The organism is Sphingobium sp. B1D7B, assembly GCF_025961965.1.
In the GTDB taxonomy this organism is placed as follows: domain Bacteria; phylum Pseudomonadota; class Alphaproteobacteria; order Sphingomonadales; family Sphingomonadaceae; genus Sphingobium.
The window spans coordinates 1-13,170 of sequence record NZ_JAOQOR010000002.1; the positions used below are offsets into that span (position 1 = coordinate 1).

7 protein-coding genes are annotated in these 13,170 nt (G+C 61.5%); 3 read left to right on the forward strand and 4 right to left on the reverse strand.

Going from position 1 to position 13,170, the window contains the following annotated elements; translation table 11 throughout:
- Window positions 1-16: 16 nt before the first annotated feature.
- Together M2336_RS17375 and M2336_RS17380 are read left to right on the forward strand one after the other, a co-directional pair.
- Entirely contained in the window at window positions 17-7,159 is a 7,143-nt protein-coding gene (locus M2336_RS17375; RefSeq protein WP_264593270.1) for a YDG domain-containing protein, read from the forward strand.
- A gap of 62 nt (window positions 7,160-7,221) precedes the next feature.
- Window positions 7,222-7,812: a helix-turn-helix domain-containing protein gene (locus M2336_RS17380; RefSeq protein WP_264593271.1), complete on the forward strand. Its 591-nt coding sequence runs from the start codon at window positions 7,222-7,224 to the stop codon at window positions 7,810-7,812.
- 699 nt (window positions 7,813-8,511) lie between these two features.
- Here M2336_RS17380 and M2336_RS17385 read toward each other — a convergent pair.
- Complete coding sequence (locus M2336_RS17385) at window positions 8,512-10,947, reverse strand: TonB-dependent receptor plug domain-containing protein (RefSeq protein WP_264593272.1); 2,436 nt, start codon at window positions 10,945-10,947, stop codon at window positions 8,512-8,514.
- A gap of 178 nt (window positions 10,948-11,125) precedes the next feature.
- Here M2336_RS17385 and M2336_RS17390 point away from each other — a divergent pair, with 178 nt between their 5' ends.
- Complete coding sequence (locus M2336_RS17390) at window positions 11,126-11,572, forward strand: MarR family winged helix-turn-helix transcriptional regulator (protein WP_264593273.1); 447 nt, start codon at window positions 11,126-11,128, stop codon at window positions 11,570-11,572.
- Between the two features lie 250 nt (window positions 11,573-11,822).
- Here M2336_RS17390 and M2336_RS17395 read toward each other — a convergent pair whose 3' ends face one another.
- From M2336_RS17395 to M2336_RS17405, 3 genes are read right to left on the reverse strand one after another with little or no spacing between them, the layout of a single operon-like run.
- Complete coding sequence (locus tag M2336_RS17395) at window positions 11,823-12,263, reverse strand: PaaI family thioesterase (protein ID WP_264593274.1); 441 nt, start codon at window positions 12,261-12,263, stop codon at window positions 11,823-11,825.
- Entirely contained in the window at window positions 12,257-12,661 is a 405-nt protein-coding gene (locus M2336_RS17400; protein ID WP_264593275.1) for a tautomerase family protein, read from the reverse strand. Before M2336_RS17400 ends, M2336_RS17395 begins: the two co-directional genes overlap by 7 nt.
- A gap of 10 nt (window positions 12,662-12,671) precedes the next feature.
- The gene (locus tag M2336_RS17405; RefSeq protein ID WP_264593276.1) at window positions 12,672-13,163 is read right to left on the reverse strand and encodes a GNAT family N-acetyltransferase; all 492 of its coding nucleotides are present in this window, start codon (window positions 13,161-13,163) and stop codon (window positions 12,672-12,674) included.
- Window positions 13,164-13,170: the final 7 nt, after the last annotated feature.

The following is a 13,170-nucleotide window of genomic DNA, read 5'->3' on the forward strand; positions in this document are numbered from 1 at the left end:
CGACGCGGCCAATTATGTGCTGAGCACGATCGGCAGCGGTACGGGTACAATCACCCGGAAGGCGCTTACCCTGAATGCCGTCACTGACACCAAGGTCTATGACGGCACCATGGCGTCTGGCGCGCTGGTGCAGGCAATCGGTCTGGTTGCGGGTGACGTGGTCAATGCCACCCAGTCCTTCGACGGGAAGAATGCGGGCAACCGCACGCTGACGGTCAATAATGGCTGGGCGATCGCCGACGGCAACGGCGGCAACAACTATGTCGTCACCATCGGCAACACCGCCTTTGGCACGATCACGCAGAAGGTGTTGCAGGCCAACGCCACCGTCAACGACAAGGTCTATGACGGCAACACCACCGCGACCGGTTCGGTAACCGGCCTCTCGGGCGTCGTCAGCGGCGACACCGTGAACCTGGGCGGCAGCGGCGTGTTCGCCTTCGTCGATCGCAATGCCGGCAACGGCAAGGCGGTCACCGTGAGCGGCATGACCTTGTCCGGTGCGGATGCGACCAACTACACGCTGGCCTCGATCGCCAACGGTACGGCCAATATCGCCAAGGCGGTGCTGACCCTGACCGCGGCTGCCGACAGCAAGACGTATGACGGCACCGTCGTTTCGAGCGGCGTCGTGACCGACAGCGGTCTGGTCGCGGGCGACAGCATCAGCGGCGTGACGCAGGCGTTCGACAGCAAGAATGCGGGCAACAACCGTGTGCTGAGCGCGAATGCCTGGACGATCAGCGACGGCAATGGCGGCGGCAACTACACCGTCGTGAAGGTCGATGCGGTCGGATCCATCGGTCAGAAGCTGCTCAGCGGCCAGCTCACAGGCACCGTGACGAAGGTTTATGACGGGACGACGACGGCCATGCTGCTACCGGCCAACCTGCTCGGCGTGATCGCGGGCGATGCCGTGACCGTGACCACCACCAGCGCCAACTATGCCGATCAGAATGCCGGCACGAACAAGCTGGTGACGGTGTCGGGCATGGCGATCAGCGGTGCGGATGCGGGGAATTATGTGCTTCAGGGCACGTCCACGTCCGCAAATGTCGGTGAGATCACAGCGCGCCAGATCGCGGTTAGCACGACCGGCCTCGGTGCGAAGACCTATGACGGCACGACGTTGCTGGCCGTGAACCAAATGGGAACGCTCGTTTTCTTCGCCGCGGACGGCGATGCGGCAACGCAGGCGCTGATGAACGCGGATGGTGTAGCGCTGAACACCACCGGTGTGACTGGTACGCTCGCGGATCGCAATGCCGGCACCGGCAAGGGCGTGACGCTGACGGGCTATGCGCTCGATGGCAACGGGCTGGGCAATTATGTACTGACCTCCGCTACGACCAGTGGCCTCGCAGACATCGCACGGGCGCAGCTGACGCTGTCGGCCGTGGCGGACAACAAGGTGTATGACGGCACGTCGGTCTCGGGCGGTGTCGTTGGCTATAGCGGCCTTGTCACGGGCGACAGTCTCACCAATCTGGTCCAGTCGTTCGACAGTCGCAATGCGGGCAATCGCACGCTCCAGGTCACCGGCTATACCATCAATGATGGCAATGGCGGCAGCAACTATTTGGTGACCCTGCAGGATGCGGCGGGGGCGATCTCGAAGCGTGACCTGACCACCTCGGTGACCGTCAACGACAAGGTTTACGACGGGACCCGGACGGCGAGCGGCAGCTTCGGACCGCTGCAGAATGTCGTCACGGGCGACAATGTTGCGGCGAGCGCGGTCATGACATTCAATGATCGCAATGCCGGGACCAACAAGCTAGTCACGATCAGCAACGCCACGCTGACGGGCGCGGACGCGGGCAATTACAATCTGCTTCCGCTAGCCAGCGCAGCGACGGCGGATATCACCAAGGCTTCGTTGGTGCTGACCGCGGTGACCGACATCCGCCAATATGACGGCACTCGCACCTCGACGGGCACGGTGTCCGGCACCGGTCTTATGACCGGTGACAGCGTGACGGCGACCCAATCGTTCGACAACAAGAATGCGGGGAGCCGCGCGCTTCGCGTCGATGCCGGCTATGCAGTCAATGACGGCAATGGCGGCAACAACTATGTGGTGACGCTGGTCGATGCATCGGGCGCGATTACGCAGCGCGTGCTGACCACCTCCGTGACGGTGAATACGAAGGAGTATGACGGTACCACGGCGGCGACCGGCACGTTCGGTGGCCTGCAGAATGTGGTGGCGGGTGAGACGGTGACGCTGTCCGGCGGCACGATGGCCTTTGTCGATCGCAATGCGGGTGTCGGCAAGGCGGTCAATGTCTCCGGCGCCACCCTGGGCGGGGCCGACGCGGCCAATTATGTGCTGAGCACGATCGGCAGCGGTACGGGTACAATCACCCGGAAGGCGCTTACCCTGAATGCCGTCACTGACACCAAGGTCTATGACGGCACCATGGCGTCTGGCGCGCTGGTGCAGGCAATCGGTCTGGTTGCGGGTGACGTGGTCAATGCCACCCAGTCCTTCGACGGGAAGAATGCGGGCAACCGCACGCTGACGGTCAATAATGGCTGGGCGATCGCCGACGGCAACGGCGGCAACAACTATGTCGTCACCATCGGCAACACCGCCTTTGGCACGATCACGCAGAAGGTGTTGCAGGCCAACGCCACCGTCAACGACAAGGTCTATGACGGCAACACCACCGCGACCGGTTCGGTAACCGGCCTCTCGGGCGTCGTCAGCGGCGACACCGTGAACCTGGGCGGCAGCGGCGTGTTCGCCTTCGTCGATCGCAATGCCGGCAACGGCAAGGCGGTCACCGTGAGCGGCATGACCTTGTCCGGTGCGGATGCGACCAACTACACGCTGGCCTCGATCGCCAACGGTACGGCCAATATCGCCAAGGCGGTGCTGACCCTGACCGCGGCTGCCGACAGCAAGACGTATGACGGCACCGTCGTTTCGAGCGGCGTCGTGACCGACAGCGGTCTGGTCGCGGGCGACAGCATCAGCGGCGTGACGCAGGCGTTCGACAGCAAGAATGCGGGCAACAACCGTGTGCTGAGCGCGAATGCCTGGACGATCAGCGACGGCAATGGCGGCGGCAACTACACCGTCGTGAAGGTCGATGCGGTCGGATCCATCGGTCAGAAGCTGCTCAGCGGCCAGCTCACAGGCACCGTGACGAAGGTTTATGACGGGACGACGACGGCCATGCTGCTACCGGCCAACCTGCTCGGCGTGATCGCGGGCGATGCCGTGACCGTGACCACCACCAGCGCCAACTATGCCGATCAGAATGCCGGCACGAACAAGCTGGTGACGGTGTCGGGCATGGCGATCAGCGGTGCGGATGCGGGGAATTATGTGCTTCAGGGCACGTCCACGTCCGCAAATGTCGGTGAGATCACAGCGCGCCAGATCGCGGTTAGCACGACCGGCCTCGGTGCGAAGACCTATGACGGCACGACGTTGCTGGCCGTGAACCAAATGGGAACGCTCGTTTTCTTCGCCGCGGACGGCGATGCGGCAACGCAGGCGCTGATGAACGCGGATGGTGTAGCGCTGAACACCACCGGTGTGACTGGTACGCTCGCGGATCGCAATGCCGGCACCGGCAAGGGCGTGACGCTGACGGGCTATGCGCTCGATGGCAACGGGCTGGGCAATTATGTACTGACCTCCGCTACGACCAGCGGCCTCGCAGACATCGCACGGGCGCAGCTGACGCTGTCGGCCGTGGCGGACAACAAGGTGTATGACGGCACGAGAACGTCCGGCGGATCGGTGGCTATCAACGGTCTGGTGACAGGTGACACCGTCACCGCAACCCAGGCCTACGACAGCCGGAACGCCGGTACGCGTCTGTTGCAGGTGGGTGGCATCGTCCTCGCCGATGGCAATGGCGGCGGCAACTATGTGGTCACGTTGCAGGATGCCACCGGCGTCATCGCCAAGCGCGATTTGACGACCTCGGTCACCGTCAACGACAAGGTCTATGACGGCACAACGGTTGCCACCGGAACGCTCAGCCCGTTGCAGAACGTGATTGCGGGAGATGACGTTGCGGTTGCTGTGGCGATGGCTTTTGCAGATCGCAATGTGGGCGTGAATAAGGCGGTGACGCTCGGCACCGGTGTCCTCTCAGGCGCTGATGCGGCCAACTACTACCTGGTCTCGTTGCCTGCCTCGGCTGCGGCGACGATTAATAAGGCGAGCTTGGCGCTCACTGCGGTAACCGATATCCGCCAGTATGACGGCACGCGGGCCTCGTCCGGCGCGGTGCAGGCGGCCGGTCTGGCCTCGGGTGACAGCTTCACGGCGACCCAGTCGTTCGACAACAAGAACGCGGGCGGAAGGACGCTGAGCGTCGACGCCGGCTATGCAGTCAATGACGGCAACGGCGGCAACAATTATGTTGTGACGCTGGTTGATGCCTCGGGTGCGATCACGCAGCGCGTTCTGACCACCTCGGTCACCGTCAACAGCAAGGATTATGACGGCACGACTGCGGCGACCGGCACGTTCGGTGGCCTGCAGAATGTGGTGGCGGGCGAGACGGTGACGCTCTCGGGCGGGACGCTGGCGTTCGCGGACCGCAATGCCGGTGTCGGCAAGGCTGTCAACGTCACCGGCGCAACGCTCGGCGGTGCTGACGCAGTAAATTATGTGTTGAGCACGATCGGCGGTGGTACGGGCACTATCACCCGAAAAGCGCTGACCCTAAACGCGGTCACCGACACCAAGGTCTATGACGGCACGGAGGCCTCGGCGACGCAGGTGCAGGTGATCGGTCTGGTCGCGGGCGACGTAGTCAACGCGACTCAGTCGTTCGACAGCAAGAATTCGGGCAACCGCACGCTGACTGTCAACGGCGGCTGGACTGTTGCCGACGGAAATGGCGGCGCCAATTATGTCGTCACGATCGGCAACTCCGCAGCCGGCGTGATTAGCCGTAAGGAGCTGCAGGTCGCTTCGCAGGTTTCGAACAAGGTCTATGATGGCACCACGGCTGCGAACGGCACCGTTACCGGTCTGTCGGGTGTGGTCGCCGGCGACAACGTCACGGCGAATGGCACCAGCGCGTTCGAATTCGTCGATCGCAACGCCGGCAACGGCAAGTCGGTCGCCGTCAGCGGCCTGACACTGTCCGGTGCCGACGCGGGCAATTACATGCTGGGTACCATTGCCAATGGCACGGCGAACATCGCGAGGGCGATGCTGACCCTGACAGCAGTTTCGGATAGCAAGACCTATGACGGCGCGGCGACTTCGGCCGGCACGGTCGGAATCAGCGGACTGGTCGCCGGCGATAGCATCAGCGGCGTTACCCAGTCTTTCGACAGCAAGAATGCGGGAAGCCGGACGATTTCGGCGGATAGCTGGGCCATCAACGACGGCAATGATGGCGGTAACTATACCGTCGTACGTGTCGCCGCAAACGGGTCTATCGCTCAGAAGGTCTTGACCGGTCAGCTCACCGGCACAGTAAGCAAGGTGTACGACGGCACCGCCGTCGCCACCATGTTGCCGGTCAATCTCGACGGGGTGATCGCGAGCGATGTCCTGACGCTTACCACGTCGGGCGCGAGCTATGCCGATCGCAACGTCGGCACGGGGAAGCGGGTCACGGTTTCCGGCATGGCGCTGACCGGAGCCGATTCGGCCAACTATGTTCTGCTGTCGAGCAGCGCCTTTGCAGATGTCGGGACCATCACGCCGCGTGCGGTGACCGTTGTCACGTCGGGCCATGGTGAAAAAACCTATGACGGCACGACCATGCTGGGTACGAACCAGCATGGGACCCTGATCTTCGTCGCTGCGAACGGTGATGTGACGACCCAGGCGTTGTTGGCCGCTGACGGTGTGGTGCTCAACACGAACGGTGTCACCGGTACGCTAGCGGATCGCAACGCGGGAAGCGGCAAGAGCGTCGATCTGTCGGGCTATACGCTTGATGGCAACGCGCACGGCAACTACGAGCTTGTCAACCAGACGGTACGTGGCGTCGCCGATGTGGGCCGGGCTCAATTGACGCTGACGGCATCGGGCGAGAATAAGGTCTATGACGGCTCCGTTGCCTCGTCGGGCAATGTCCAGGTGATCGGCCTAGTGAACGGCGACACCGTCACCGCTACTCAGGCTTTCGACAGAAAAAATGCCGGTAATCGCACGATCAGCGTGACGAGTTGGTTGCTCAATGACGGCAATGGTGGCGGAAATTATAATATCGTAAAAGTCGATGCAGGCGGAACCATAGCTCAGAAAGTCATTTCGGGTCAGCTGTCCGGGACCATCACCAAGACCTATGATGGCACCACGGCGGCAACCCTGCTGCCCGTGAGCTTGAATGGGGTGATCGCGGGCGATGCGATCGCTGTCTCGGCGACGAGCGCCGCCTATGACGATCGCAACGTCGGAACAGGCAAGCGCGTGACCGTTGCCGGGCTGGCCCTGAGCGGTGGGGACGCCGGCAATTATGTCCTGCAAAACAGTTCGGTCGCGGCCGACACTGGCATCATCACAGCGCGAGGCCTCCTCGTGACGCTGAACAATGCCTCAAAGAATCAGGGGCAGGCGGACCCGGCGCTCAGATTCACGGTTGGTGGTGCTGGTTTGGTGGCGGGCGACACCTTGAGCGGCAGCGCCGCTCGCGATGCCGGGGAAAGCGTAGGCACCTATGCCATCCGGAAGGGATCACTCTCGGCCGGTGCCAACTATACCGTCACATTTGCCGACGGGGTCCTCACTATCATTTCCAACGGGATCACTCCCGAAGTGATCAAGGAAGCGATTAAGATTGGCAACCAGATCCCTCCGATCATCCGCACCGGCACTGATATAGCGGCCGTGTTCGGGGGGAACACCACCCCGTGGTTTGCGCGCGATCTTTTCGGATCGGATGCTCAAGGGGGCTCCGGAGTTCAGCGTGGTACAGGAAGCCAAGCGGGTGTCGGGAACCAGCTTGGCACCAGCGGCCAAAACGCCGTTCGCACTCAAGGAACGACCGATAGCCGCGACGGCGGCGAAAACGGACAGGGGACGGGCACCGAGGAAAGCAGGGAGCTTGAGCTGATCTGCGTCTCTGGCTCTGAAAGCGACGGCAGTTGCGTTCCGGCCAGTGGTTTCGGTCTGCCTTATCCCACCAACAGGGTGATCACCCCGATTATCCGGTTCCTACAGCGTTGAACGAGGTGCGGAATGAGCTGGGGCGCCGATTGGGTTCGGCGCTCCCCCAGAGGAGAAAAACGGTGCTGAACTTGGCAAGCTCGGAGTATTTGCAGGCCGATCTGGTCGCCAGCCTGTTGGGCTGTGCATGCGACGTCTTGGATTTAGCTCGTGAGGTCGCCGTCACCCGGAGTTACACAGCGCTTGCCGCCCAGATCGAAGTGGTGCGCTGTGGAGCTCTTGATCTGGTAGCGCAGCATTCCCCCCCGGATTTGTCGCCCCACACGGCGGTGCAGATGGAGAGAGCGCTTCTAGAGAGCAATGGCGTTCTGCGTCAGCCGCTTGCAAGGAGCCTGCGCTGTGAGTTGCCCAACGATACAATTCGCACGGAAGTGCTCGCTAGCCTCATCCGGCAACGTTTTGATCGCGTGGGCCGTGCTGGTGCGTTGGTCCTTATGCGGTTACTCAAAGAGCCGGATCGATATGTTAGGAAGGATGTGCTGGCAAAGGCCGCCGGGGTTAAGGCGCCGACCTCTAAGGTCGTGCGAGTTTATATTAGTCATATACGTCGGGGGCTGGCGGGACATGGGATAACGGATGCGATATCGACGGAGCGTGGATCGTACAGATTGAATGCCGTTGCCGTCACAGAGGTTCTCAGGCTGCTGCAATGAAGAAGGGTAGGGGTGAGCTTTTGAGGCGCCTTTGGGTGTCGAAGCTTTGTTTGACCAAGCCGGCAAGGATCGGTCTCGGTTAGGTCGGTCACTTCGGCATGGAATTTTGGTTACGCTATTGAGCGCTACATCGGCCTCCCGCTTGACCCGGATCGACCCTCTGTCTGGAGAGCAGGGAAGCGACCAAGCACTGGCCGGATTTGGTAGCCACTCGGTGATCTCTACTCTGGCATGTTCGGCGCCAGCCATAGCCGAGAATTTCGCGTAGGCTTCGCCGATCTTCGCCCACATCGGTTCAATTAAGCAACTGCTTCTCCCGATCGCGCTGCAGCGCGCCATCTGCGTCATCGGTCACAGCAAGCGGAAGCACAGTTCCAAACTGCTCGCGCAAGACGAGGGGGCCCGTGCTACGCGCCACAGGGCCAGTCCCTTCTATAACCGACAGCCGAGTCCCACCGGAGAGGCGAGAGCGCGCCGCCTCGTGAAGGCGGGGCGACAGGGGCCGAGCGGCGTCATACAGTCGAGGAGGGGCGATAGATGCCGCTCCGAGAGATGGCACGTTTGCGCGATCTCCACTTCACGCAGCAAAATGCGCTCGTGGGCACGTTGGATCGGCAACAAGCCACCTTTCCTCTCCGAGAGTAGTCAGTTGAGGGAGGTGTTGCAACCAAGAGCCAGTGAACGTTTACGTGAGCGCTCCTAGCGTCGGCCAACCCGTTTCGTCAGCATCACACCGATCGTGCGTGGATTTGGCGGATTGTTGAACGGATCATAGCCCAATGTGCCGTCGCCAATGCTGTGCGGGCGCTGATTGAACAGATTGGCGACGACGATCTGCACCTCGCTCTGCTCAAGCACGGGCGTGGACGTAAGGCGTCCAAGATCAAAGCCGAGGAACAGCGATGCCGTGGTGTAGGACCCAATTTTGCGCGGGGTCTGTCCAGCTCGGTTGTCGGTGAAGCCGTCGACATAGTTGACCACTGACCCGACCGAGACGCCATCGCGGCCCCAGACGAACCTTCCGTTCAATCGCAGGTCGGCCGGCTGGGCATAGCCGTCAAGGCGCGAGACAGCCCGTCCGGCGCCTGTGTCGAGCGTGAGGTTGAGGATAAATTGGCCCGTCAGTTGAACAGAGGCACCGCCGCCCAGCAGTCGCGTCCGGTAGGTGAGATCGAGATCGAAGCCGTCCGTGGTCTCGACCGCGAAGTTCTGGGGGCGGATATCCGCGACGGCCTGAACTTGGGAGATCAGCGCCTGGGGGATCTGGCTCACGCTGCTGTAAATCTCTGTGCCGCCGTCTGCGATGAACGGGATGTCGGCCGTGAACCACCGGAACACCGCAGGATTGTTTATGATGCTCTCGATCTGGGCGCGGGTGGGGTTGGCGATGTTGAACGCCTGCAGCTCGGGGAGCGTGGCGCTGTCATCCTGCGATGGGGTGACGACCCGCCCTGCGATCCTCATCCGGTAATAGCCAGTCTTGATCGTCAGATTCGGGATGATGCTCGGCGTGAGGTCGAGGCCGAGCGTGAAGGTGTCGGCCTTCTGCGTCTTGAGATCGGGATTGGCGCCCGCCCGGTACATCACGATTGCATTGCCGGCCGGGAGCGCTGGATTCTGCTGGCCCGGCGCCAGGAAGGCATAGGGGTAATTCCAGAACGAGACCTGCTCGGCGATGCCGATGGTATCGCGAAAACGAGGGGTCAGGAATGAGCGGGCATAGGTGCCACGGAGAGCGATGGAGTCATCGATCTGCCAGCGAAGTCCGACCTTCGGCGCCAGCGCGTCGTCAAACCCGAAATCCTCATAGCGGGCGGCTGTCGAGAGCGTCAGTGAGCGGGTGAACGGGACCGCTTGTTCCGCGCCGACGATCGGCACGTTCACTTCGCCATAAGCGGACTTGGCCGTGCGCTCGTCACCATTACGGTTGAAGAAGATTTTCGCGTCCGTGTGCAGTGTTTCCTTGCGATACTGAACCCCGCCGGCGACGAGCACCGGTCCAGCGGGAAGTGTCGCCAGAGCGGTCTGGCCGGTCAGCTCGGCGACGAACAGCCTATTGGTATATTGATAGTGTGGGCGCGGCGCTGCGAATGGCGGAACCCCGTTGAACACGCTGCTGCTGGTGTTGTTTCGGCCATAGTCGATGTTGAGATCGATCGAGGTCGCGCCAGACCCTTGCCAATGGACATTGCCGTTGATGGCATGACCTGTCGTGCGGGTCGTGAAATACCGGTTATATCGTGGGGAGTCAGGGTAGTTTCTGATTGCCTCCCGATCCCGCTGGAAGCGCGAGGCATCGACGGAGAGCGTCACGTCGCCCACCTCCTGACGAATGCCGCCGTAGAAGCCGCTGACCTTCTCATCGGGCAGCTGGCTTTGCTGGATGCGGGTCCCGCTGGCGGTGATCGGATCTTCGAGGAAGGCGGCGCGCTTCTGATACATCGCCATGCCGTACAGGCTGCCTGTGCTCCAGCTATGCCCGGCCAGTGCGCTGGCGTCCCAGTTTTTCGCTCCGGTGTCCGTCATGGTCGCGCCGCGAAGGCGCAGCTCCAGGCCGTTCTTCGGCTTGCGGGTGACGATGTTGACCACGCCTGCGACCGCGTCAGCGCCATAGGTTGCAGACGCGCCATCGGAGATGATGTCGATGCGCTCGATCAGCGCCGAAGGGATCACCGACACTGTCGGCGATTCGACCATGCCGACCGATGCCATGCGCCTGCCGTTCAGCAATGTGAGCGTCGCATCGGATGCGAGGCCGCGTAGTGCGAAGCTGGCGAACCCATCATATTGATTATAGGTCGTTCCGGTGCTGAGGCTGGTCCCGACGCTCGCCGCCGTGCTGCCGAAATCGCTCAGGTCCGCCGTGAAGTTCTGAGGGATGGTCAGCATATATTCCGAGACCGAACTGGCACCGGACTCGACGATGTTGGCCTGACCATAAGTGAACATCGGGCTTGCGACATATTCCCTGGGTAGGCCGCGAATGAGCGATCCCGTGACGATGATGTCGTTGCTTGTTGCTTCTTCCGGCTGCCTCGCGACGTCAGCCCGTTTTCCCTCGTCAATGGTCTGCGCCAAGGCAGGCGCACCCACAAAAACAGCGGCGGCAACAGTCGCAGTTTCGAAAAATCTCATGAAATCCCCCACACGGCGCAAAAGGCACTGCTGCATTCGCATGACCAAAACGATTACAGATAAGATATGTTATTACATAACATTATTTTCAACTGGAGATTGGGAGAGTCATCCAAATGACAATGTTCATGCGGGAGAAAGCGCCGTTCGTTAGACGTCCTGACGTAAGGACGAGTTCGTGCCGCACCTGCTCACGGTCGCGAATAATGGCTACGCCTGGCACACTTCGCGCATGTATCTGGAAGTGCTCGGTATCGGCGTCAACGAGACGCGGGTGCTGTCGATGTTGTACGAGTTCGGCGAGTTGCAGGCGTGGGAAATCTGCGACATTTTAAGCATGAATAAGGCTACAGTCAGCCAAGCCCTCAAGAAGCTTCAAAAGGACGGCCTGATCGACATCGAGACCAATCGCAACGGCAGGTTTGCCAAGCCGACGCCGAAAAGTCTCCCGATTCACCGTCAAATCGTCCGAATGGCGAGATCGCGTGAAGAAATACTGATCGATGGGTTCACTGAGGCAGACCGTGATAAGTTTCGTGAACTGCTGACCAGATTTGCCGCTAATTTACCGAAGGCGGTTGCCTACACTGCGAAACACTTTCAAAAATCTGGAACAGATGAGTGAGCGTTTTGTAGACCATAGATCATCTTATGGCACAGCGGGAAGGTTTTGCAGCAGGGCGTAAGGCTAGATTCGCCGACCTTTCAGATATCCAGATCGCCAGGCGAGCTTCCTGAAAGCAGCCATCCGTTAATCCGACCCGCGATGGCGTGAATTGGGACGTTTCTGCCGTTCCCACAGATGTCCATTTATGACGGGGTCTGCCGAAACCTGTCATTCATGGCTATGCGAGCGAAATCCCGTGGCCGGTGGGCTACTTCCGATCAAACACCAGCAGCGTTGAGGTAGCGGACGCGTAGAGTCGGCCTTCTGAATCGAGCAGCTTCGCCTCGGCGAATGCAGCGCGTCGGCCGAAGGAAAGTGTGCGCCCTTCGGCGCGGACCGTGCCGGTCGCGTCTGTCATTGCCCGGTGATAGGATATCTTGAGTTCGAGCGTGGTATAGCCTTGCCCCGCCTCCAGTCGTGAGTGGACCGCGCAACCGCAGGCGCTGTCGAGTAAAGTCGCCGCATAGCCGCCATGAACCGTGCCGATGGGGTTGTAGACCTGTCGGCCAGGATTGCCCTCGAAGACCACATAGCCGCGATCTACCTCGACCAGACGAAAGCCAAGCGTGTCGGCGATCGGCGCGCCGCCTTCTCCGTCGCGCATCGCAAGTAGTTGGGCGAGGCCATCCCGTGCATCGCCCGTCACCATTTCGGCCCTCCCTCTGCCAATTGCAGTTCGCCGCGCCTAAACGAGAAGTTCTCGTTCGGAACCGGCACGAGCGTGATGAACACATCGTCCGGCGTCACTCCGACGGCGCCGACCACGAGCCGTGTGATTGCCGCGACCAGCTTGCGCTTGTCCTCAATCGGGCGGCGCGCACCGATCATGACAGTCACGATCATCGCGCTCGTCGGATCGCGCTCCATGTCCATGAAGGTCGGGTGGATGAACAGTTCGTCCGGGCCGTGTTCGGTCAGGATCACGAAACGGTCGTCTGCCGGCACGCCGAGCGCATCTACCAGCGAGCGGCTGAAAGCATCGGCGAGTGCACGTTTCTCCTCGGCTGAGAACCGTCCGCGCGGAATATGGGCTTCGAATACGGGCATGGCGCGTCTCCTATGCGGCGTCGGACAGCAGGGTCAGGCGAAAGATCAAGCTGTCGCAGTCGGGAAAGCCATAGCCGTCGGGCAACGCCGAGCGGTCCACCAGCTCGAAGCCAGCTTTGCGGTAGAAGGCGTGCGAGCGCGTCGCGACCGAGGGCGTATCGAGGTAAAGAGCGGCAAGGCCCTGCGCGCGTGCCCAGTCGTTAACCTTGGCGTAGAGCGCCGATGCCGGCCCCTGCGAACCCCGGAAGTCGGATCGGACGAAGAATTTCTTCAGGATGCCACTGTCGTCGTAGCGCAGCGCGCCGATTGTGCCCACTATCACACTATCGACTTGTGCGACCCAAAAGCCCCCCTCCCGATAGGCCGCGGCGATATCGAGCAGGTCTGGCTGCTCTTCGATCGGCAGGTCGATGCCCGCCTCATCGTTCTGGATCGACAGGACCAGCGCAGCGACCTCCGGATCGCGGCCGCCGTGATAGTCTAAGATCGTATAGCCGGACATGTGCGCA

Coding starts and splice junctions, on each gene's coding strand:
- M2336_RS17400 (WP_264593275.1), bottom strand. CDS start 12,661: ATGCCCGTATTCGAAGCCCATATTCCGCGCGGACGGTTCTCAGCCGAG.
- M2336_RS17405 (WP_264593276.1), bottom strand. CDS start 13,163: ATGTCCGGCTATACGATCTTAGACTATCACGGCGGCCGCGATCCGGAG.
- M2336_RS17385 (WP_264593272.1), bottom strand. CDS start 10,947: ATGAGATTTTTCGAAACTGCGACTGTTGCCGCCGCTGTTTTTGTGGGT.
- M2336_RS17395 (WP_264593274.1), bottom strand. CDS start 12,263: ATGGTGACGGGCGATGCACGGGATGGCCTCGCCCAACTACTTGCGATG.